We start from the raw sequence: 22,934 nt of genomic DNA, 5'->3' as shown, positions 1-22,934 counted from the left end.
TCAAAAAATCAAGGAGGGGAAAACATTGAAACAAGCAGTTTGGTTTCCAACAGAAGAATATAAAGAAAAAACGCGTTTATATGGCTGGATGAAATCATTGGGCTATGAAGATTATGAAACGTTTTATAATAAATCTATTGAAGAAACAGCATGGTTTTGGGGAGAAGCTGAGAAAGCGGTTGGCTATCAATGGATGAAACCTTATACAGAAGTGCTAGATTTAGAAAATGGTACACCGTTTGCACAGTGGTATAATGGCGGAACATGTAACGTAGTAGAATCAGTTTTATCACGCTGGCTTGCAGATGATGAAACAAGAATGCAACCAGCACTACAGTATGAGGGAGAAAATGGAACTTCAAAATCATTTACATATGAAGATCTTGACAACTGGGTAAGTCGCGTTGCAAACGGTTTGAAACATGCGGGTATTGAAAAAGGTGACCGTGTAACAATTTATATGCCGATGATTCCGGAAACAGTTGTTTCAATGCTAGCTGTTATGAAAATCGGAGCAATTATTTCACCAATATTCTCTGGATTTGCGTCTGATGCAGTCATGACTCGTGTACAAGCGGCAGGATCAAAAATGATCATTACTGCAGATGGTTTTTCACGCCGAGGTAAAGTTGTTTCATTAAAAGACGAAGTAGATAAAGCTTGCGAACATTGTCCAACTGTTGAAAAAGTTGTTATTGTTCGTCATGCAGGAAATGATTTTACACCACATAATTATGATTTCCCATGGAGTGCGCTAGAAAAAGAAAAACCATTTACACATGCTGAAGAGATGAATAGTGATGATCCGTTAATGCTCATTTATACATCAGGTACAACTGGAAAACCGAAAGGAACAGTACATACACATGCTGGTTTCCCTTTGAAATCTGCATTTGATGCAGGATTTGGAATGAACATCAAACAAGGTGACCGCGTATTATGGGTAACTGATATGGGCTGGATGATGGGACCATTTTTATTATTCGGCTCTCTCATTAATGGAGCAACGATGGTTATGTACGAAGGTGTTCCAGATTTCCCAGAAGCAGATCGTTTATGGGTGACTGTTGATAAATATGAAATTACACATCTCGGTATATCACCAACATTAATTCGTGCGTTAATGGCAAAGGGTGATGATTATGTAAATAAACATTCGCTCAAGAGTTTAGAAGTATTCGCATCAACAGGTGAACCTTGGAATCCAGATCCTTGGATGTGGCTATTTGAAACAGTTGGAAAAAATAATGTACCAATTTGTAACTATTCAGGCGGAACTGAAATTTCTGGTGGGATTTTCGGAAACGTCCTTATTAAACCAATTGCACCGATTAGTTTTAACGCATCTTTACCAGGAATGGCAGCGGTTGTGCTCGATGATCAAGGCAATCCAATTCGTGATGAAGTTGGAGAATTATGTTTAGAGAAACCTTGGGTTGGTATGACGAAAAGTTTCTGGGAAGACGATGAGCGTTATGTGAACACGTATTGGTCACGTTTTGAAAATAAATGGGTTCATGGTGACTGGGTGATTTATGATGGTGAGCAATATATTATTACAGGACGCTCAGATGATACGTTAAACATTGCTGGAAAACGTATTGGACCTGCAGAATATGAATCTATTCTTGTGAAGCATAATGATGTCATAGAAGCTGCCGCGATTGGAGTACCTGATGATGTAAAAGGTGAAGTTTGTCATTGTTTTGTAGTATTAAGGGACGATGTAACATTCACAGGAGAGTTAAAGAAAGAATTAATGAGTTTAGTAAACTCTCATATCGGAAAAGCATTGTGTCCAAAAGATATTCACGTTGTAGAAGATTTACCAAAAACACGAAATTCTAAAGTAATGCGACGTGTTATTAAAGCAGCTTACTTAGGAAAAGAGTTAGGAGATTTATCGTCACTTGTAAATCCTGAAGTAGTTCCGTTTATTCAGGGGTTACAGTCTAGCAAACTATAAAATTACGAATGAGCTCTATTTACATAGAGCTCATTTTTAATGTTTACAAAAAGATAAGAGAGAAAAAGTAAATTTGAAGTTAAAAAATCTACTATTAGTGTTAAGTATATCTGTTTGTTTTTAGTTTTTATCAAAATAGGATACTATGGCTGTCTATTCAATGGAGTGATTGAATTTTGTTAAGAATGAAAATTTAGTGAAGAAAAAAGTAATGAATAAAAGGAGAAATCCCTGGGGGACAGGGATTCAATAAGGGAGATATCATTGTCGTTCAATGTCGAAATTTGGCGTATCCGACAAATTAATATTATCACGAATTTTCAGGAGATTGTGATAGTGGATGTGTCAAAAATGTGTACGGGTTTCATATAAAAGTGTTATTTAAATAGGAAAAGGGAAAAGAATTAAGTTCACTGGTTCTTAAGATTTTTCCCTTTTAAATTTACTGTTTGTTCGTTGTTCTATATACATCTGAAATTGGTAAATCTTCGCCATGTAAAGCTTGAGTACTGTCCTTTTTGTTTGAATCATGTGCCTCCTGAGATGTTTCTTGCATTTGCTCTTGGGCTTTACTAGGAGTATTCAGCGCATCTGATGACACATAATCAAGTTGTTGACTTAATAGATTTTTCTTATCCATGTTATGTAGCTCCTTTTTGAACTTAGATATAAAAACGATGTCTTTTTAAATAGTTACGTGGGTATTATGTATCTTTGAATGGAATTATATACACAAACTATATTGAGAATTTAACTAATAATAAAAAGCACTTGTGATGACAAGCTGAAGAAATATAAAGATCATTAGTCCTTAATAAAAGCGTTATTTTAGTAGGGTGTAGATTAAATAGGACCTGTTGTACGGAACAAGTCCTTTCAAAAAGGACAACAGATAATGACTGGGGGTTACTTGAACATTTCTATTAGTGGTAACTAGATCCCACTACAAAATTTCATTTGAAAGGAACATCCCAATGATAAAAAAGAGCACTGTAAATCAGTGCTCATCTTATTAGATATGGCTTAGTCCTTAAAAATAAAACCATTATGGACAATTCACAATGGTAATAGTGACGCTAGCCATTGTTCCAGGAGAATCAAGAAGTGAAGCAGTAACGGTTACTGTTCCAGGCCCATTAGCGGCTAGAAATACAGCGTTAAAGTTACCTGAAGCATTGGTAATGACCGCAAGAGGAACCATGAAAGCAAGAGAAGGGTTACTGAATGAAAAACTGACCACTACTCCTGGAGTAGGACTACCGTTTACTAATACTTGACCCGAAAAAAATAAAGTATTATTTCCTTGAGTGGATATACATGCTGTGGTTTCGTTAGAAGTCAAGGTAATAGAGGCAGGCCCAGCAGGAAGATTAAATCCAGTTGGTCCAGTTGGTCCGGTAGAACCGGTTGATCCTGTAGAACCGGTGGGACCAGTAGGGAATTGAAAGGGTTGAACAGGTGGAAGTGTAGGTCCAATAGAACCCGGATTAAGTGCAGCAAAATATAAAAACTCGTCCATTATTTATCACCTCTAAAAATCGTATTACTAATAGTAAATGTAATGATAGAGCAATGTGAAATGGACAAGCGGTTGTATTTTAATAAATTAAACAAAATAGTTATTTGATAGAAAAAGAAATTAGTATGTTTATTTTAGAAATTAAATATAAAAAGGCGATTATCGTCAAATCGCCTTTTTGGGTAATGCAGTGTAATTTTATTCAGTTATTTGAAATAAAGTTTCATTCGGTTTGGAAAATCCATACAGTTTCCTTGCCAATTTTAAAATCTCTTCTTCACTACCTGTTAAAGCCTTAACATCATTTTTAAGGGAATGACCATCCTTCTTTAAAGAAGATAATTTTTGTTGCTCCGTATTAAGCGTGATTTGTTTTTCTTTAATCATTTCTTGTTGGTTATTAAGAGAATATTGAAGGACAAAAATTACAGATAATATAAAAGCCAAAGTAGTTATAATACGGCGTCTTGTTTTTTTATTATTACCTTGTTGGATGTTAGGGTTCACTTGCTGTGAGGGTATCTTAGGATTTGATTGTTGTGATGATATTTTTGGGATGTTTCCCATTAAAATGCCTCCATTACTGATTGTAGAATTTAAACTGTTTAAAAGTATTATAAATGTTCAATGGGAATTTTAGAAGATAGTTTAATATAGGTGAGTTTTGTAAAGTTTAAACAAAATCCTTATTTAAATAAAAGGAACCCCGATTGTCTGCAGGGCTCCTAAGGGTAATCGTCAAGTAATGACGTACTCGACTAGTTAACGATATCATGAATTTTTTGGTAAATATACTGGTAAATGCGTCCAAATTAATGAGAGCATTATTTGAAACAAAAACGCTATTTTAATAGGGAGGGGAATAATGATGATTCCATGGGACAAGCGAGTATACATTGTATTAAGGTGATCATTTTATTACAGAGGGGACAATTTTAGAGGTTAGTGAAAAGGCGAATAAATCATTATATTGGCTTTGGTGCATGTTAGCTCCAAGCTATGAAAAAGTGTGCGGTAATAGTACAAAGCGACTTCGGTTGATTCGGATAGATGATGATGAAGAATGATATAAAAATTTCATTTTGTAGAGAAATGAGGTGATTAAGGATGGGCATAGAATATGCCATGTTTGTATTAAAAAAGAGCAGAATTTAGCCTATATATAAAGATGTTGGAATTGTTCTAAAGGGGGGGAATATCTGAAATATAAATAATTGAGGGGAGTGAACTAATAATGGAAACTAGTACTTTTTTAGGATTGTTTTGGGGATGGATAACGGTTATCGTATCGGGAATACTTTTCGTACGTCCATCGGTACTACGTGAATTGAAAAAATTAGTGGTTGAAGACAGAGGATTTGGTATTATGTATGGTTTTCTATCGATTTTCCTAGGGTTAGGTAGTGTAATCCTACATAATGTATGGGTATTCAATTGGCAGGGGTTCCTAACGGTTATTGCATGGCTTGCATTATTAAAGGGAATCTACATAATTGCATATCCTGAACCCTCCAAGAAAACAGACTTTGAATTAAGGGTACTATCTACACGTATAGCGCTCGCTATCATTGGCGCCTTGGCTTTATGGATGCTTATAGTAATCTATATAAAATAATCCTTTTCTAATAAGAACTATATTAAAATAAATCTCTACGTGTTCATTGACAAAAAGCTGACTATACTTAGTCAGCTTTTTGTATATTACATTCTAGTATTTATCGGTCACAAAAGACATGTTCTCTCTTTTAAGTCGATATCGAAAATATTACCAATTTTTTCTTTTACAATGACAACAAATAAAGAAACATTTACAACGACACTTATTTCGTTTAGAACTCCAATCATCATCACAATGATTCTTTTCTTTAGATTTCCACCAATCATCATTACAATGCTTTTCCTTAGAACTCCAATCATCATCACAATGATTCTTTTCTTTAGATTTCCACCAGTCATCACAACAATGCTTTTTCTTAGAACTCCAGCAATCATTTTTCCAGGACATTCTTTTATACCTCCCTTCAATAGGATTCATACTATTCTATGTTTTAGTAAAAGAATGGCTTGTTTATTAACCTATTATTTTACCTTTATATGATAGAGTGCTTTCTACTAGATATAGAATTCATACAAACTATGCTAATTTTCAGGAGATAGTTGAGAGAACTACTGGTTATGATATTAATCAACAAACACTTGTTGAAGGAAACGTTAAGATTTTAAATAATATCTTATTTTGGAGTACGCTTTTTTGAATGTATATTTCACAACAGCAAAGGTACTATATTAATGCAAACAAAGCCTATGTATATGGTATATGTGAAGTAATAGGAAAAGCTGGGGACTCTTAAAGGAGCTGACTTATAAGAGGTTGTCTAAACTTTAAATTCAGCAGAATTAAATCCAATTCCCCTCATTAAACAAGCTTCAAATTGTTAGAGGCCTGTTTTTATAGTTAATAAAGAAAAGAATGTCTAATACAATTGTTTGTTTTTTCCTTTCTATGTGTTTGTCTCTTACACTTTTAAGCTTGTGGACATACTTTACTAATAGAAAGGATTAGGGGGTGAGGTTTTGGGTTCTCGATTTAATAATTGTAAAAAGAAGTGTACATGTAAACAGGATGATTGTTGGGATGCTTTCGAAGAATGTAAAAAAGAACAAGAAGAACAAAATAAAAAATGCGATTGTTGCTGTGTACAAGGAATTAGAGATGAGCTTAAAAAATTAGTAAACAGAGCCGTGCGAATTACTACAGTAGGAAATAATTATGCAGGAACTGTTTCTTCAGTCACTTGTGATGTTGTAAAGCTTGCTAATAGTGCTGGGGTAGTTACAGTAATTATATCAGTTTGTAAAATTGAAGCGATTGAACCATTGTTGACATAGGAAACATTGCATAATTAGGCTATGTTTTTGTAAAGCCATTCTTATGAATGGCTTTATTTTAAATTCATATAAAAGGAGAATATATTCTTTATATAGAAATAAGTTTGAGTTTAAAAAGTATGATATACGAAAGGAGCATGAAAGTGATTAAACTAGAAACCTTTAAAAAGTCTGATTTCAAACAATTAATAAATTGGATTAATTCCGAAGAATTTTTAATACAATGGTCGGGAAATGCATTTACATATCCTTTAAATGAACAGCAATTAGAAAAATATATAGAAAGTGCAAATACACTTGCATTCAAAGTGATAGATGAAGAGACTAAAGAAGTAATTGGTCATATTTCACTTGGACAAATTGACAATATAAATAATTCTGCGAGGATTGGAAAAGTGCTAGTTGGTGATACGAAAATGAGAGGACATTCTATAGGGAAACATATGATGAAAGCAGTACTTCATGTTGCTTTTGAAGAATTAAAACTACATAGAGTAACTCTAGGTGTTTATGATTTTAATACATCGGCCATCTCATGTTATGAAAAAATAGGATTTGTAAAAGAAGGTTTATTAAGAGAGTCAAAAAAAGTTGGAGAAACGTATTGGAATTTATGGGAAATGAGTATGTTAGAATATGAATGGAGCGATAAAAAATAATAGTTACCTATAACTATGTTATGTTAATTAAAAGGGGTATGGTTGGGAATTATGAATAATAAAACGAAAATCATTACAATTGCAGCTGTTTCAGGAGGAGGTAAAACTACTGTTACAGAAAAATTAACTCAAAAGTTAACAAATTCAAAAGCACTATATTTTGATAGCTATCACTTTAAAAACTGTCCTAGTGATATTTGTAAATGGATTGATGATGGAGCAAATTATGATGAATGGGTACTTACGCCATTAATTCATGATATTCAGCACCTTAAACGAGAGGGTAATGTAGATTATATTATTGTAGATTATCCTTTTGCATACTTAAATAGTGAAATGCGAGAGTTTATTGATGTAACTATATTTATCGATACACCTTTAGATATTGCGATGGCTAGAAGAATTTTGCGAGATTTTAAAGAAGATACAATAGATGAAATACATAATGATTTGAAACATTACATGACATTTGCGAGAAAAGCATATTTAGAGGCAATTCATACTGTTAAGCCGAATTCGGATATTGTATTGGATGGCTCTTTATCTGTAAGTAAAATAATTAATCATGCTGTAGAGGAACTTGGCCTGAGAGAAGTGATTGTCAATGGTTAAATGTATAGAGGAATATGTGCAAGTTGATGATTTTAAAATGTATACGAAAAAGTTTCAAGGAAAGAAGCTGCAGCCAGTTATTATAATGGAGGCAGGTTATGGCGATTATTCAAAGGCGTGGGACCATATTGCTGAAGAGTTGATGGAATATGGAACGGTACTTACATATGATCGAGCGGGATTAGGGAAAAGTGGGAACAGTTCCAAGAGACGTATTAGTTCTGAAATGGTAAAAGATTTAAGAAGTTGCTTAGCGCAACTACAATTGAAACCACCTTATATTTTTGTAGGACATTCTTTTGGCGGTATAAATGCACGTTTATTTGCGACTTCTTATCCCAAAGATTTGTTGGGAATCGTTTTGGTTGATTCGACACCGGAAAATTATAAAGAAGATTTTCTGCCAATCATGTCTCCAGAATTTCAAGAAGCTTACTATAAACAGTTTGTATATGAAAGTTCTTATGAAGAGTTTACATTTAGTTTAAGTGAAGTAGATAGACATTGTAAATCAATGAATGATATTCCACTTGTCGTGTTAGCTGCGGGTAAAAAAGCTTTTTATTCGCCAGATGCACAAATGAAATGGTTACAATTGCAAGAAGAATTATTAAGCCTATCAAGCAATAATAAATTTGTAATTGCAGAGCAAAGCGGCCATTATATTCAAAAAGATGATCCGTATTATGTAATAGGTTCTATTAAATGGATTATTGAGGTAGGGGAGAGATAAAAATGTACACTTTATTTCAATACAATTGGCAAGTAAGAGATGATTGGTTTAAGTGGTGTGAACAACTTTCAGAGGAAGAATTACTCCGCAAGCGTGTAGGTGGTGTTGGGAGTGTTTTAGAAACATTATTCCATATTGTCGATGTTGAGTACAGCTGGATTAGTGCGCTTCAAGGAAAAGAAGATAATGAACCGCAGTTTAAAGATTATCAATCCATCCAAAAAGTGAAAGCGTTATCTGATTTATATAAACGAGAATTAGAAGATTTTTTACAAGAATGGTCATCTACCGTAGAATGTAAGATATTAAAAGCTTCGTGGACCGATAAAACATATACATACGGTGAAGTTTTAAGACATGTAATTGTGCATGAAATTCATCATATCGGTCAGCTATCTATATGGGCGAGAGAGTTAGATCTTCAGCCTGTTTCAGCGAATTTAATTGGAAGAGGATTATAAATTTAGAAACCGGCTTGCACTGTAAATGCAAGCCGGTTTTTATATAAAAGAAGATTTCCTAGTTGAAATCCTCGGATTTTTTCTGACGTATATGTAAAAACATTAAAATTGTAATAATGAAGAAAATCAATAATGTTTGTATAATCAAATTTTTAAACTGAAGTAAAACTGTCCACGATGTAACAGCATCTTTAAAAGCTTGGAGTGCAGAGTACGAGGAAGGATCAAAACCGTACTGTAGTAACTATTTTGTTTCAATAAAAGTACTGTTTTCTTCATTGGAGTCTAATATTACGGAAATAAGTCTAGTATCTCCTCGTTTTGCTGTACTGACAAAACTATAATTACCATTAGTTGAAAAACTAGTTTGTAAGCCGTCAACACCTTGGAGTTTAATGTTTTTATTAAGAGAATAAATCATTTTATTTGTGTTGAAAACTTTTGAGTCTTTGAAGGTAAATTGGTAAGAGGTTAGTTTCGTAACATTCAATACATCTGGAAAGTCTTTTACTAATTGTGTCGCTAGTTTAGCTACGTCTATAGCTGTTGTAGTTGATTGTTTATTTGTATCGTTATTCATTCCAGTAGCATTTAGAAACGGGGATGGTTGTGATAACTTTAGTTGTTTTGCTTTTTCATTCATTAAAAGTGTAAAGTTATCTTCGTTTCCAGCAATGTGTTCTGCAAGGGCAAGTGCGGAACGATTATTCCCTGTCAAAAACAATGCATGAAGTAAATCACGAACTGTCGTTTTATCTTTCGAAGTTACTTGTATAGGACTCGTTTCTGCTCGGAAAACTTCGTTACTTATTTTTACTAATTCATCTAACTGTATTTTTCCTTCATTCAGTTGTTCCAGTGTGATATACTCTGTCATTAATTTAGATAAAGTAGCTGATTGTATAGGAGTTTCTTCATTTTTTTTATAAACAACTTCACCTGAATTAGCATCTATTAAAATAGCTGATTTAGCTTGAATAATTGGACCATTTACATAGAGGTAAAAATATAAAACGATAAGTGCTGTAATAACAAAAGATAAGAATAAAATTGTGAACTTTTTCAAGAATTGCATAAGCGATCCTCCTACTATGACATCAATAATACTATTGTAAAAAGGAATGCTTAATTAGGAAGAAAGAAAAGGTAAAGAATTTCTAAAGAATTATAAAGGATTATTAAATTTTGGATTTTAATGGAAAATAAAAGGTCCAATTTCTTACCATATAAGAAATTGGACCTAAAATTAAGTTGTATTAACATTTATATGGTTGTAGTTTTACAGTGAAAGTTGTTTTTTTATCATCACTATATACTTCAATTGTTCCTTTATGCAATTCCACAATACTTTTTGCAATTGCCAATCCGAGTCCAGATCCACCAGTGTTCGTAGAGCGAGATTTTTCAACGCGATAAAAACGTTCAAAAATATGAGGTAAATCCGTACTAGGAATAGGTTGGCCGTAATTTGTTATATCTATAGTAATCATATTATTGCTTTCATAGGCAGTGAGGTCGATATATCCACCGTCGTTTCCATAAGCGATAGCATTTATAATAAGATTTTCAAACACACGCACTAATTTGTCTCCATCAGCTAATACCATGAGTTTTTGAGATGGGAAAGAAGGTCGACATTCTATATTAGCTTCTTGAACTTGTATGCGGAATTGAACAGTTAATTGCCCAAGTAGCTCTACAATATCAATGGGAACAGAATATAAACTTAACTCTTTATTTTGAACACGTGTATATTCAAACAAATCATTCATTAATGCATTAAGACGGGTTACTTTATCGTAAATGACTTGTATATAATGACGTAATTCCACTTCATCTCTATAATTATCATGGTGGATTAAATTCACGTATCCAACTATAGAAGTAAGAGGAGTACGTAAATCATGCGATACATTTGTAATAAGTTCACTTTTTGCTTGTTCCGCCTGTCTCTCTTCATCAATTGAAACTTTCAATTGTTCAACAATTTGATTAACCCCGGTTGCTAACTCTTCCAGGTAATTATGATGTACGATAGAAACTTTATGATTGAAGTTTCCATTTGCAATATAACGAATTTCTTCTATCATTTTTTTAATACAAGTTTCATAATAAATCTTTCTTTCATGACGATAAAAAATGTATAGGTAGGATGAGAAAATAGAAAATAAAAACAAATAAGATACAATCATCATCCATAGAGATTCCTTTATTCCTTTATATTTTTCATATCCAAAAATTCGAATGAATTCTTTTCCGAGCTCACTTAACGTAAGTGAACTTTCAATTACACTTGTAACGAGGCGATATATAATTAATTCAGTAATAGGAGTAAGTGTGATAGCTAACATAAACCAAAAAATCAACTTCCATTTTGGGATATCTTTTAATATATCAAATGCTTCATTTCTCAATTTTATAGCCTACTCCCCAAACAGTATGAATAAACTTCTCTCCATTCATTCCTGTTTCAAGTTTATCCCGTAAATTACTAATGTGAACCATTACAGTTTTATTTGAACCATAACCATCTTCGTTCCATACGCGTTCAAAAATTTCTTCGGAACTAAATACTCTTCCGGTATTACTCGCAAGTAAATATAAAATATCAAATTCAATAGATGTAAGTTTAATATATTCTCCATTTACTTTAACAGTATGATTATGTTTGTGTATTTCAGCAGAACGAATACGAATAATACCATCTTCATTTTTGGAGGAAGTGGCATTTTGGAAAGATGATCTTCGTAACAAAGCTTTCACTCTAGCTACTAATTCTAATGGATTGAATGGCTTAATCATATAATCATCTGCACCTGTCATAAGACCTAATATTTTATCCATATCTTCTGCTTTTGCACTCAGCATAAGAATAGGTACAGTATTATTCTCACGAACTTCCTGACAAACTTCTAATCCATTACGCTTTGGCATCATAATATCCAAAACCATAAGGTCAACATCATATGTAGAAATCATTTGCAATGCCTCATCGCCATCGTATGCTTTATAAATGTTATAGCCTTCATTTCGCAAATAAACAGCAAGTAACTCAACAATTTCTTTATCATCATCAATAATTAATATGTTTTTATTCATTATGTAGTTCCTTTCCTTACAAATCATTAACATTACTATAATATCAAACATTTATGTATTTTGTAGCAATGATTCACCATAAAATTTCATGTAACGTATAAAAAGGGATTAAAACATTCATAACGAATACAAATAAAAAGGATATTTAAATACAGCGTTATATTGAAAGTTAGGAAGAAAGGTGACTTGAGATGTTTTATAAGGATATATAATCATTTACTCCAACTGGAAAAATTGAAAATGATATAAAATCATTTCTATTAAAATACAATAAAGAACTTACTTATAAACATTCAATTCGGGTGGCAAAAGAAGCCCGTAAAATTGCGATTACGTATCATGTAAATGAAGAAAAGGCAGCGATTGCAGGATATTTACATGATATTAGTGCAATCTTTCCAAATGAAGATCGGGTTGCAGTTGCTGAAGAATTTGGAATAGAGATATTACAAGAAGAACGAGAATTTCCAATGATTATTCATCAAAAGTTATCGAAAGTAATTGCAAAAGAGATATTTAAAGTGGATGATGAAGAAATCTTAAATGCAATTTGCTGCCATACTACACTACGTAAACTTGCAACGAAAATGGATTTAGTGTTATTTGTTGCTGATAAAATAGAATGGGATCAAAATGGAGCACCACCATATTTAGTAGAAGTAAAAAAAGAATTAGAAAAATCTTTAGAACATGCTGCTTTTGCATATATTTCATATTTGTGGGACAGAAAAGACACGTTGAAAGTTATACATCCATGGCTAGAAGATGCATATTGGCAGTTAAAAGAAATTGTAGAGTAGAAAGGAATTAAGAATGCAATTAAAAGAATATATGAATGAAACATTCCCTGGAGTTACATTAGTACCACATATATACTTTCAATGGGAAAATCATTTGCATTTTCATTTTGGGAAAGGGAAAGACCTATTTGTAGAAAGAACCGACGATGTAAATAGGGAATACTTCACTCAGCTTTATACATATAATAAATACTTATTTGAAGATATATTTTCAAAAGAAGATGAAGTTTTTTTAGTAACAAATGTTTATCGATTTAAAAAGGAAAATGTGAAAAATCCGCAGAAAATTAATATATATAGACGTTTTATTCATATTAGAGATTTAAAGTATCATATAAGGCAAGAAACAATACCTTTTTTATTTGAAGAAGAAGAAGCTGACTTGTATTGTACTTATCAATTTTCATTAAAATGTTTTGCTTGTGATATAAAGTATACACCGCTTATTCAAGCTGCAAATCATGAAGATTTTCTAGGTCTTTATCCTCGTTTTGGACGCAAAAAAGAAATTTCTTATCCAGATGTATTTCTCATAAATGTAACAAAAGATATTATCATGTTTATTTACGATGATAGAGGATGTGAAGTAATTGCGAAGAATAAAGAAACAATACGAAATTTATATGAGAAATATAAAGAGTGGATTCCAGATTATGAATGAGAAAGTATAGATAAAGTATTTACATGATAACAATAGGGGAAGTGAAGCATGTAATGAAACGTATTGCAATCGTATCCGCATGGGAACCAGAACTTACGTATTTGCATCAATATTATCCAAGTGAACGTATTGAAAAACGAGCAGCTTGGGAATTTCATTTTCATTATATTAATAATATGGAAGTTATCTCCGTAATAACTGGAATTGGGAAAGTAAGTTGTGCTAGTTGTGTGCAATTATTAATTAGTGAGTTTCAGCCAGATGAGTTGTTTATGACAGGAATATGCGGAAGTCTATCAAATAAGGTGAAAAATGGACATATTGTAGTAGCCCTTAATGCAATACAACACGACGTTACTGCTGCTGGTTCAGGGGAAGATATTTTTAATTTATATAATGGTAGGACAGCACCTATTGAAACAACAAAGTCACTTGTAAGAAGAATAAAAAAGATACGATCTTATGATCCGATTCATTATGGTACATTTTTATCTGGAGATCAACGTATCCGTAGTTCAGAAATGAGATATTTACTCCATACTGTATATGGAGCATTAGCGGTTGATCAAGAAGTGGCAGCTTTTGCTTATGTGTGTCAAATCAATAACAAACCTTTTCTTAGTTTAAAAGCTGCATCAGATCAAGCAAATGATAAAACGAAAGAGGAACAAAAAATCTTTAAAATGTTAGCGTGTGAACGAGCGTGCGAGCATTTAATTGCTTTTTTACGTGTACATGAGATTAATGTAGTAAATAATAGATAGTAAGAGGGGTTAATATTGGAAAGTACAAATAAAATAGCTATTCTGGGTGCAAACGGAAACGCAGGGAAATTCCTTGTAAACGAAGCGTTAGAAAAGGGATATCAAGTAAAAATATTAACAAGAAATTCTAATAATATCAAAATAACAAATGAAAATTTAGAGATTATTAATGGAGATGCACGTGATTTTGTTTCAATACGCAAATTACTTAAAGGGTGTCGAGCTGTAATTAATGCGGTAGGTCAACCAAAAAATGAATCTTATATTTTTAGCACAGTAACGAAGCATATTTTAGAAGCAATGAAAGAATTTGAAATAAAAAGATATATACTAATTTCTGGAGGTTCTTTAGATGTTACAGGAGATCAAAAGGGAATTGTAAATAAAATAGGAGCTACCTTGTTTAAAGTATTTTTATCAAAGATGATGCAAGATAAATATAAAGAATTGCAAACTATTCAAGGTAGTGATGTAGATTGGACAATTGTTAGATTACCATTTGTTATGGAAGGGAAGAGCATTGGAAATATAAAAGAGAGTTTAGTAGATATGCCAGGAATCAAAATTCAAAATAGTGATATTGCACCATTTGTTATAAAACAAATTAACAGTGAGAGATATGTAGGGAAGTGCCCGTTTATTTCAAATTAAATGTTAAAGAATGATGGGTAGAGTGAAACTAGTACATTTTACGTATTTGAATGCTAAGTTTAACACGAGTAAGTGGGGGAGAATTTTATATGATTCAATACAAAAGATGCAGTGAAGTAAGTATAGATTTAGTGTATGAAGCTTTTAAAGATGGATTTTCAGATTACATTATTAAAATGGAAGTTTCAAATGAAGATTTTATAAAAAGGTTTTTGGGACCAGAAGGGAATTCACTAAAACATTCCTTTCTTGCTTTAGACGGTAACAAATCTGTTGGTGTAATACTTGGCGGGATAAAGGATTATGAAAACATAAAAACAATGCGTTGTGGAACATTAGCGGTTCATCCTAATTACCGCGGTATTGGTGTGAGTCAAAAATTATTTGAACTGCATAAAGAAGAGGCGCTTCAAAATGAGTGTAAGCAACTTTTTCTTGAAGTCATTGTAGGCAATGACCGAGCGATTCATTTTTATACGAAATTAGGCTATGAAAAAGTGTACGATCTATCTTATTATAATTTAAAAGATATGACTAAAATAATAAATAAAGATTGTAAGGGAATTGAAGTAAAACAATTAGAATTTCCAGCTTTTAAAGTTGAAATTCAGAAATGGTTACACTTCCATATAAATTGGCAAAATGATATGGATTATATCGGAAAAACAAACAATACATTTTATGGTGCATATGTCGATAATGATTTAAAAGGTTCTATATGTATGAATGAACAAGGTAAAATTAGTTTTCTTTTCGTAGACAAAGACTATAGAAATCGTGGTATTGGATCAAAATTATTACAAGTAGCAACAGAAAACTTAAATGTATCAAGTTTATCAATTGGTTTTCCAAACAACAATTTACTGGAAGGGTTTTTAAAGAAAACTGGATTTGAAAAGAATTCATTAGCACAATATGAAATGTATGTATTATTATAAAAAGCGAAAGGAGCCATTCTTTCGCTTTTTATTTTTGTGCTATATTGATATTTTACTTTGTATAATATTCTTTTTTTATGTAGAATAGATAGGATGGGAGGGGATGAAATGAATAATGGATTAAAGTTTAAGATTTTTGAATTGCATTGTTTCGTTCAAAAGACTTATTCTGATATTAAAATAGCATGTGATATTGCTATTTATCAAGAAAACACTTCTAAATATTTAATTTCATTAGGATTTTTAAATAAATCATATATGACTTATATAGAAGCAAAAAGATTTTATCGTGAAAATGAAGAACTTATAAGTGTAGAATTTGATAATTTCTTTCATACATATGATAAATTAGAACAAGAATTAAAAAAAGTTATTTCAACTGAAGATAAGAATCCTTCATTGCTACATAGCAGATTTGATCAGTTTCAGCAAAAAGTTGAAAATATAAATGACCTAATAAAAGTATTGCAAAACGCTCGTTAAAGAATACTTTTTCTTTTTCATATAGAAAGTATGCATTAAAAACATATTAGGGATATGACATATTGAAGAGGTGACTTTTGTTGATGACAGAAGTCATCTTTTTATAATACGGTTTTGCGTAATGTGATGTACTTTTTATTTTTTCTATTTTTGATAGGAATACATTTAAGCAGTTTCATATTTTAGGAAATTATACGAGGAAAATAAAATGAAGAATAAAAAAGAAATAGCTATAGCTGTATTAACAACAGGATTAGTTTTAACAAGTGTAGCACCATACGGAGTAGTTTATGCAGAAGAAACGGGTCAAATGCAAGTTGATATTCAAGAGGGTTCGTTCCGTACAGGTGAACTTACACAACCATCACAAAAGACGCCAGAGAATGTAGTGAAAGATGCACTTAAGGAAAAAACCGAGCATGCTTTGTCTCCAAAACAAGTTAGTGGGGACAAAGGGGTAGATTACAACGTTGTTCAAAAACGTGCTTCTTATGATGGGACTACACTTGTACGTATGCAACAAATATATGAAGGTAAAGAAGTATATGGACACCAATTGACTGCTCATGTAGATAAAAAGGGTATTATTAAAAGTATTTCAGGAAAAAGTGCACAAAATTTAACACAAGAAGATTTAAAGAATGCTAGTAATTTATCAAAAGAAGAAGCAAAACAATATATTTATACGAAGTACGGGAACGATATTAAATTTATTTCTGAGCCAGAAGTTAAGGAAGTTATTTTTGTTAATGAAAACCATGGACAGGCTATCAATGCATATCAAGTTACATTTGCCGCTGCAACACCAAACTATGTATCTGGAACTTATTTAGTGAATGCTCATAATGGTGATATGTTGAAAAATATGGTGCAAGAGTCAGATTTAAAAGTAAGTGAAGAGCATGTTGAAGCTATTAAGGAGAGTAAAAAAAGCAATTTTAAATCATTAACCGGAACTGGAAAAGATGATTTAGGAATAACTCGTACATTCGGTATTTCTGAACAAAGTAACGGGAAATATGTGCTTGCTGATTACACAAGGGGGCAAGGAATTGAGACGTACGATGTAAATTATAGAGATATTAGTTTTGAAGATAAATATTATCCTGGTATATTAGCAACTAGCACATCAACAACATTTAATGATCCAAAAGCGGTAAGTGCTCATTTCTTAGCAACAAAGGTATATGATTTTTATAAAGACAAATATAAGCGAAATAGTTTTGATAATAAGGGGAAAAAAGTAGTATCAGTTGTACATGCTTGGGATTCTGGAGAAACCGATGATCCTAAAAGTTGGAATAATGCATTTAGTGCTAATGTTAACAATGTCAGTATGCTTATATATGGTGATTCAATGGTTAGAGCGTTTGACATAGCCGGCCATGAATTTACTCATGCGGTTACATCTAGCGAATCTAATCTTGAATTTTTCGGAGAATCTGGAGCAATTAACGAGGCGTTATCTGATATTATGGGAACGGCTATTGAGAAATATATAAATAATGGAGAATTTAATTGGACAATAGGAGAACAAAGCGGATCAGTTCTACGTAATATGAAGAATCCATCTTCAATCAATTTTTTTGATGGAGTACCGTATCCAGATGATTATAGCAAATACAGTGATTTAAACGGAGAAGATAATGAGGGCGTCCATTTCAACTCAAGTATTATTAATAAAGTCGCGTATTTAATTGCACAAGGTGGCACTCATAACGGTGTAACTGTAAATGGTATTGGTGAAGATAAAATGTTTGATATTTTCTATTATGCAAATACTGATGAATTGAACATGACTTCTAATTTCTCTGAATTAAGATTAGCGTGTCTTAAAGTTGCAACAAATAAATATGGGGCGAACTCAATTGAGGTTGAAGCGGTCCAAAAAGCATTTGATGCAGCAAAAATTAAAGGAACAGTGAAAGAAAACGAAAAAACTGCAGAAAACCAAGTCCCTGAATTAACTGTACCGCTTACAATTACACTGCGTGTTGGTGATACGTTTGACCCGATGAGTAATGTAAAAGCTGTTGATAAAGAAGAGGGTGATTTAACAAATAAAGTAAAACATAAAGGCGATGTAGATACTTCTAAACTAGGCACATACATTGTGAACTACTCGGTCGTTGACTCTCAAGGGGGGAATGCAACGGCTACACAGACTGTAATTGTAAAGGGAAATGGAGAAGTATTAGATTTAAACCCTACATTAACAGTGCCTACTGCAGCGACAATTCATGTAGGAGATTCATTCGATCCAATGGCAAAAGTATTAGCTATTGATAAAGAAGACGGTGATCTTACTTCTAAAGTAAAACTTAATGGTGAAGTAGATACCTCTAAAGCCGGTACTTACGTATTAACGTACATAGTTACAGATTCTAAAGGTCATAAAGTAACTGCGGAACAAACTGTAACGGTCAAAGTTAGAGATGAAGTTAAAAATGAAATACCAATACTAAAAGTAGCTGATACAACTACAATTATTGAAGGAGACCAATTCAATCCAATGGTAGGTGTATCAGCTACTGATAAAGAAGACGGTGATCTTACTTCTAAAGTAGCATATGAAGGTATTGGAGATACCACTAAAGCTGGTACTTTTGAAATAATATATAGTGTCACAGATTCTGTAGGTAATGAGGTACATACAATACAAAAAGTATTGGTGAAGGATAAAGATACTAGAAAAGCTAAAGGCGTTGCTAATAACAGTAATATCCCGAACAACAGTAATACCGATAAAAAAGAATCTACATATAAAGAGCTTCCCAACACAGGTGCCAGTACAACTAACAGTGCAACAATGGGCATATGGATGGTTATTGCAGGTACAGTACTCACTTTGGCTCGCAAATTTAGACAGATACAAAAATAACGTAGGGATTATTTCTCACACAATAATTATTAGATGAATTTTTTACTTAATAAGATTTTAGTATTTAAGTAGTGTATTTGGCTTCTATAAAACTTTTTGCTTGGACGCTATTTTGCCTACAGACCTACATTACATATAAAGCACGTTACTATTCTCATTCAAATAAAAGAATAGTAACGTGTTTTTTGATTTAAAAATAGCCTAAATTCAAAAGGTCATGAGTGTGGAAGTAATTCTAATCTGCCATTGATAAGTTACTAAAAACACTTTGTTTTAATGAAAGTTTAACTCTATATGACAACATGAGATTTTCGATATTTACCAGGTGTTTCGTTAGTGAATTTTTTGAAAATTTTAGTAAAATAGCTTTGATCACTAAAGTTGAGCGAAGCACATATGTCTGATAAGGGATAGGTTGTGAAAGTTAATAATTTTTTTGCTTCTTCGATTCGTTCACGTTGAATGTACTCAATTAATGAAATACCGACTTCTTTTTTGAATAATATAGATAAATAATCTGAATTTACGTTTGCAAATTTAGCAAGTTGTTTAACTGATATTTGATTGTAAATATTTTCAAAAATATAGTTTTTGCAAATAGCGATAGTCTTTGAGTATTTCTTTACTTTTTGTACTTTTACACGGTCTGCAAAAGTACAGAAAACATTTCTTAATAAATCCCAAACAGATTCTGTGTCTTTTAAATCCTCTGTCTTTTGGATGTGTAGATCGTAAATCTTGTAAGCAATCCCGGAAGGAAGTCCTCCTTTTATAGCATATCTAGTAGCAAGTGTGATGGATGAAATACAAATGTTTTTATGACGTCTTAATTGATGGAATGAAGATAAGGATGAAAGAGTCTCTTGTTGGAATTCGTAATAATATTTGAGTACGCTTTCTTTATCCCCGTTTTCTATAGCTCCAAGTAGTTGGTTCTCTATATACAAATTATGACAGATAGATTCGTTTTTTTGCATTGAAATATATACATCCTCGTTTAAGATACTGCTATGATTTACATGAAATGAGTCACTGTTATTTGAAAAGATACGTACATCTGATTTTTTTTTGTAGAGAATGTTATAGAACAATATTGCTATATTTACAAAGAAATTTTGATCTTTGACTGACAATGAAAAATAATAATCTCTTGTTCTTTTATAATTTGAAATAAAATTAAGGTTACTATCCGTTTTACTTGTAGAAAAATTTACATGTGTCAAGGGCCCGATAATAACAGTACCGTTCACCATATAATGACTCTTTATGTGAATTAAAATGAAGTGCCCTAAATATTGGTGAGATCTGAAGATGGGCGAATTATTTGAATCATTTTTTTGAAAAAGCACATGTAACTGTTCTATTTTTGATTTATAGAACGAATGTGATTCATCTTTTGATGTAAATTCTAAAAGAATATTTTTGTTACAATCTAAAAAACAAACTGGAATTTCGAAATGTTGGAAAAACAGATTACAAATGTACTCTATCTCAATTAGACTGAGCTTTTTATTCATATTATTCCTCCTTACAGTTGTGTGTAATAGTTGAATGTTTATATATTCCTTTTTTTCATAAGTAGAAACGGAAAAACTTTATCTATAAAAATTATAAACTTCTAAGAATAATACCATAATTTAACATGATTAGCACATATTATTTGAATATACAGGTAATAGTTTTAGGGAGTAACGTAAAATATGAATTGTCACACTTATTCGTTGTTCATTGTTTATATGTATCAAAAATGATTAAGATTGGATTTTAAATAGGGATAGGAAGGGAGAGATTAATGAATTGAAGTTAAGTTAAGTAATTAATGAAAATTTGCGATAGAAGTTAATATGTAACGATTTTTGAAGTAGAGATATAAGTGCAATTCAGGGGAAAAACTACATATATCATACGGAGAGACAACGTAATAATAGAAAATAAGAAGAGTGAATAAGTGATTGTAAACAATGGATTGTTGGACGACTATGTTTTAGGTTACTCGTTTAAATCTGGTACTTGGCACACTATTACTTTTAAGAGGGTAATAGTAATAAAGAGATTTTTAAAATGATAGAAGTAGTAAAGGGGATAAGAGAAATGAAAAAAATATTTAGTGTGCTTTTAGTATTTTTCTTAACATTTTCTACATGGTCTAGTGTATTAGTAAAGGCAGCTTCACCATCCAAAGGTACTTTAACGATTCATAAATATGAACAAGAAAAAGATGGCGCATCGGGGCTAGAAGGTGATGGCTCTGCAAATCAAGAGGTACCAACAAATGCGAAACCATTAAAAGGTGTAACGTTTGAAGTGAAAAGGGTTGCGTCGTTTGAAAAAATTTCAAACGATGGGAAAATCGTGAAAGAAGATGTGAAGCCTGTAATGGGAGCAACTCCAACTCAAGTAGTAACAGATGATAACGGACAAGCTGTATTAAAAGATCTTCCGCTAGGACGTTATGAAGTGAAAGAAGTGGCAGGACCTCCGCATGTTAACCTAAATCCAAATACGTATACAGTGGATATTCCATTAACGAATAAAGAGGGTAAGGTACTAAACTATGATGTTCATATGTATCCGAAAAATGAGATTAAACGTGGTGCAGTTGATTTAGTAAAAACTGGTGCAAATGAAAAAGCATTAGCAGGTGCAGTATTCTCTTTATTAAAAAAAGATGGTACAGAAGTGAAAAAAGAGTTAGCAACAGATGGTAATGGGCATATTCGCGTGCAAGGATTAGAGTATGGGGAATACTATTTCCAAGAGACAAAAGCGCCGAAAGGGTATGTACTAGATCCGACTAAACACGAGTTTTTTATAAAGACCTCCGGAACTATTAACGAAGATGGAACAATTACTTCTGGTACAGTAGTTAAAGTAGAAGTGCAAAACTATGAAGAACCAAGTATTGATAAAAAGATTAACGGGAATTTGGAAGCGTTACCAATTAATCCGTTAACTAATTACAATTATGATATCAAAACATTAATTCCAGAAGACATTAAAGAATACAAAAAATATGTAGTAACAGATACTTTAGACGATCGTTTAATGATTCAAGGAAAACCAGTCGTAAAAATTGATGGAGCGGAAGTAAATGCAAGCATTGTAGAGGTAGCTGTAGAAGGCCAAAAAGTAACAGCCATAGTAAAAGATTTCACAAAGTTAGATGGTAAAAAAGAATTTCATTTACAAATTAAATCACAAGTAAAAGAAGGAGTACTATCTGGTTCGGAAATTTTAAATACAGCAAAAATTGATTTTATAAATAAAAATGATGTAATTGGAGAAAAGGAATCTAAACCTGTAGTTGTTGTTCCGACAACTGGAATTATCGAGTTAACAAAAGTTGATGGTGCTGATAAGAAGAAATTAAAAGGTGCGGAGTTTGTACTTAAAGATAAAAATGGAAAAATAGTTGTTGTGGCAGGTAAAGAAGTCACAGGTGTATCAGATGAAAATGGTGTTATTAAATGGACTAACATTCCGTATGGAGACTATCAAATTTTTGAAACGAAAGCACCAATTTATACAAAAGAAGATGGTATAACAGCTTCATATCAATTATTAAAGGACCCTATTGATGTAAAGATTAGCGAAAATAATCAAACGGTTAAATTATCGATTGAAAATAATAAAAGTGGATGGATTCTTCCTGTAACGGGTGGTATCGGAACGACTCTATTTACTGTACTAGGTCTTACGTTAATGGCTACAGCGGCATTTGTTTTCTTTAGAAAAAAGTTTGCTAATAATTAAGGTTTTAGGAACATGTAACCAAGTGATGTGAAAAGGGGAGAAGCAAAATGCTTCCCTCTTTTCAA

At 32.1% G+C, this 22,934-nt stretch carries 22 protein-coding genes and 1 pseudogene; 15 read left to right on the top strand and 8 right to left on the bottom strand.

Annotated elements, in window-relative coordinates; translation table 11 throughout:
- The first annotated feature begins 25 nt into the window (after window positions 1-25).
- Complete coding sequence (locus tag JDS99_RS07280) at window positions 26-1,966, top strand: AMP-binding protein (RefSeq protein WP_199694836.1); 1,941 nt, start codon at window positions 26-28, stop codon at window positions 1,964-1,966.
- Between the two features lie 442 nt (window positions 1,967-2,408).
- Here JDS99_RS07280 and JDS99_RS07275 read toward each other — a convergent pair whose 3' ends face one another.
- The 3 genes from JDS99_RS07275 to JDS99_RS07265 form a co-directional block, all read right to left on the bottom strand.
- Complete coding sequence (locus JDS99_RS07275; protein ID WP_088084176.1) at window positions 2,409-2,606, bottom strand: hypothetical protein; 198 nt, start codon at window positions 2,604-2,606, stop codon at window positions 2,409-2,411.
- A gap of 405 nt (window positions 2,607-3,011) precedes the next feature.
- Window positions 3,012-3,485 carry an exosporium leader peptide-containing protein gene (locus tag JDS99_RS32550; protein WP_199694835.1) on the bottom strand — a complete coding sequence of 158 codons (474 nt, stop codon included), beginning with the start codon at window positions 3,483-3,485 and terminating at the stop codon, window positions 3,012-3,014.
- A gap of 198 nt (window positions 3,486-3,683) precedes the next feature.
- Window positions 3,684-4,052, bottom strand: coding sequence for an FtsB family cell division protein (locus JDS99_RS07265; RefSeq protein WP_199694834.1), 369 nt, complete (start codon window positions 4,050-4,052; stop codon window positions 3,684-3,686).
- 667 nt (window positions 4,053-4,719) lie between these two features.
- Between JDS99_RS07265 and JDS99_RS07260 the strand changes: the two genes are divergently transcribed.
- Window positions 4,720-5,100: a hypothetical protein gene (locus JDS99_RS07260; protein WP_002127497.1), complete on the top strand. Its 381-nt coding sequence runs from the start codon at window positions 4,720-4,722 to the stop codon at window positions 5,098-5,100.
- Window positions 5,101-5,207: 107 nt separating this feature from the next.
- Here JDS99_RS07260 and JDS99_RS07255 read toward each other — a convergent pair whose 3' ends face one another.
- A complete protein-coding gene (locus tag JDS99_RS07255; RefSeq protein WP_306426517.1) occupies window positions 5,208-5,510 on the bottom strand; it encodes a hypothetical protein in 303 nt (100 codons plus the stop codon).
- A gap of 549 nt (window positions 5,511-6,059) precedes the next feature.
- Between JDS99_RS07255 and exsK the strand changes: the two genes are divergently transcribed.
- The 5 genes from exsK to JDS99_RS07230 all read left to right on the top strand — a co-directional run bounded on the left by exsK (window position 6,060) and on the right by JDS99_RS07230 (window position 8,839).
- A complete protein-coding gene (gene exsK / locus JDS99_RS07250) occupies window positions 6,060-6,374 on the top strand; it encodes an exosporium protein ExsK (RefSeq protein WP_199694833.1) in 315 nt (104 codons plus the stop codon).
- 119 nt (window positions 6,375-6,493) lie between these two features.
- The gene (locus JDS99_RS07245) at window positions 6,494-7,033 is read left to right on the top strand and encodes a GNAT family N-acetyltransferase (protein ID WP_199694832.1); all 540 of its coding nucleotides are present in this window, start codon (window positions 6,494-6,496) and stop codon (window positions 7,031-7,033) included.
- A 51-nt stretch (window positions 7,034-7,084) separates the two neighbouring features.
- On the top strand, window positions 7,085-7,645 hold the full coding sequence (locus tag JDS99_RS07240) for a nucleoside/nucleotide kinase family protein (protein ID WP_199694874.1): 561 nt from the start codon (window positions 7,085-7,087) through the stop codon (window positions 7,643-7,645).
- A complete protein-coding gene (locus JDS99_RS07235; protein WP_088063520.1) occupies window positions 7,638-8,378 on the top strand; it encodes an alpha/beta fold hydrolase in 741 nt (246 codons plus the stop codon). Before JDS99_RS07240 ends, JDS99_RS07235 begins: the two co-directional genes overlap by 8 nt.
- Window positions 8,379-8,380: 2 nt before the next feature.
- Window positions 8,381-8,839: a DinB family protein gene (locus JDS99_RS07230; protein ID WP_199694831.1), complete on the top strand. Its 459-nt coding sequence runs from the start codon at window positions 8,381-8,383 to the stop codon at window positions 8,837-8,839.
- A gap of 58 nt (window positions 8,840-8,897) precedes the next feature.
- Here JDS99_RS07230 and JDS99_RS07225 read toward each other — a convergent pair.
- The 3 genes and pseudogenes from JDS99_RS07225 to JDS99_RS07215 form a co-directional block, all read right to left on the bottom strand.
- Window positions 8,898-9,914, bottom strand: a pseudogene (locus JDS99_RS07225) (D-alanyl-D-alanine carboxypeptidase family protein).
- A 181-nt stretch (window positions 9,915-10,095) separates the two neighbouring features.
- On the bottom strand, window positions 10,096-11,253 hold the full coding sequence (locus tag JDS99_RS07220) for a sensor histidine kinase (protein WP_199694830.1): 1,158 nt from the start codon (window positions 11,251-11,253) through the stop codon (window positions 10,096-10,098).
- On the bottom strand, window positions 11,243-11,938 hold the full coding sequence (locus tag JDS99_RS07215; RefSeq protein ID WP_087986134.1) for a response regulator transcription factor: 696 nt from the start codon (window positions 11,936-11,938) through the stop codon (window positions 11,243-11,245). The genes JDS99_RS07220 and JDS99_RS07215 overlap by 11 nt, the downstream gene beginning before the upstream one ends.
- A gap of 233 nt (window positions 11,939-12,171) precedes the next feature.
- Between JDS99_RS07215 and yqeK the strand changes: the two genes are divergently transcribed.
- The 7 genes from yqeK (at window position 12,172) to JDS99_RS07180 (ending at window position 19,116) form a co-directional block, all read left to right on the top strand.
- Entirely contained in the window at window positions 12,172-12,738 is a 567-nt protein-coding gene (gene yqeK / locus JDS99_RS07210; RefSeq protein WP_199694873.1) for a bis(5'-nucleosyl)-tetraphosphatase (symmetrical) YqeK, read from the top strand.
- Between the two features lie 13 nt (window positions 12,739-12,751).
- Entirely contained in the window at window positions 12,752-13,399 is a 648-nt protein-coding gene (locus JDS99_RS07205; RefSeq protein ID WP_199694829.1) for a DUF3885 domain-containing protein, read from the top strand.
- Window positions 13,400-13,425: 26 nt separating this feature from the next.
- The gene (gene mtnN, locus JDS99_RS07200; protein WP_199694872.1) at window positions 13,426-14,163 is read left to right on the top strand and encodes a 5'-methylthioadenosine/S-adenosylhomocysteine nucleosidase; all 738 of its coding nucleotides are present in this window, start codon (window positions 13,426-13,428) and stop codon (window positions 14,161-14,163) included.
- Between the two features lie 15 nt (window positions 14,164-14,178).
- Complete coding sequence (locus JDS99_RS07195; RefSeq protein ID WP_098133522.1) at window positions 14,179-14,814, top strand: SDR family oxidoreductase; 636 nt, start codon at window positions 14,179-14,181, stop codon at window positions 14,812-14,814.
- Between the two features lie 89 nt (window positions 14,815-14,903).
- Entirely contained in the window at window positions 14,904-15,752 is an 849-nt protein-coding gene (locus tag JDS99_RS07190) for a GNAT family N-acetyltransferase (protein WP_098204231.1), read from the top strand.
- Between the two features lie 108 nt (window positions 15,753-15,860).
- A complete protein-coding gene (locus JDS99_RS07185) occupies window positions 15,861-16,235 on the top strand; it encodes a hypothetical protein (protein ID WP_088063527.1) in 375 nt (124 codons plus the stop codon).
- A 208-nt stretch (window positions 16,236-16,443) separates the two neighbouring features.
- Window positions 16,444-19,116: a M4 family metallopeptidase gene (locus JDS99_RS07180; protein ID WP_199694828.1), complete on the top strand. Its 2,673-nt coding sequence runs from the start codon at window positions 16,444-16,446 to the stop codon at window positions 19,114-19,116.
- Window positions 19,117-19,406: 290 nt separating this feature from the next.
- Here the strand turns inward: JDS99_RS07180 and JDS99_RS07175 are convergent, their stop codons facing one another.
- A complete protein-coding gene (locus JDS99_RS07175) occupies window positions 19,407-20,633 on the bottom strand; it encodes an AraC family transcriptional regulator (RefSeq protein ID WP_046955936.1) in 1,227 nt (408 codons plus the stop codon).
- Window positions 20,634-21,207: 574 nt separating this feature from the next.
- Between JDS99_RS07175 and JDS99_RS07170 the strand changes: the two genes are divergently transcribed.
- Complete coding sequence (locus JDS99_RS07170; RefSeq protein WP_199694827.1) at window positions 21,208-22,869, top strand: SpaA isopeptide-forming pilin-related protein; 1,662 nt, start codon at window positions 21,208-21,210, stop codon at window positions 22,867-22,869.
- Window positions 22,870-22,934 lie beyond the last annotated feature (65 nt).

Source organism: Bacillus cereus group sp. N6 (assembly GCF_016483705.1).
GTDB classification, from domain to species: domain Bacteria; phylum Bacillota; class Bacilli; order Bacillales; family Bacillaceae_G; genus Bacillus_A; species Bacillus_A wiedmannii.
Note: the sequence above shows the minus strand (reverse complement) of the source record. Positions and strands in the feature narration are given on the sequence as shown.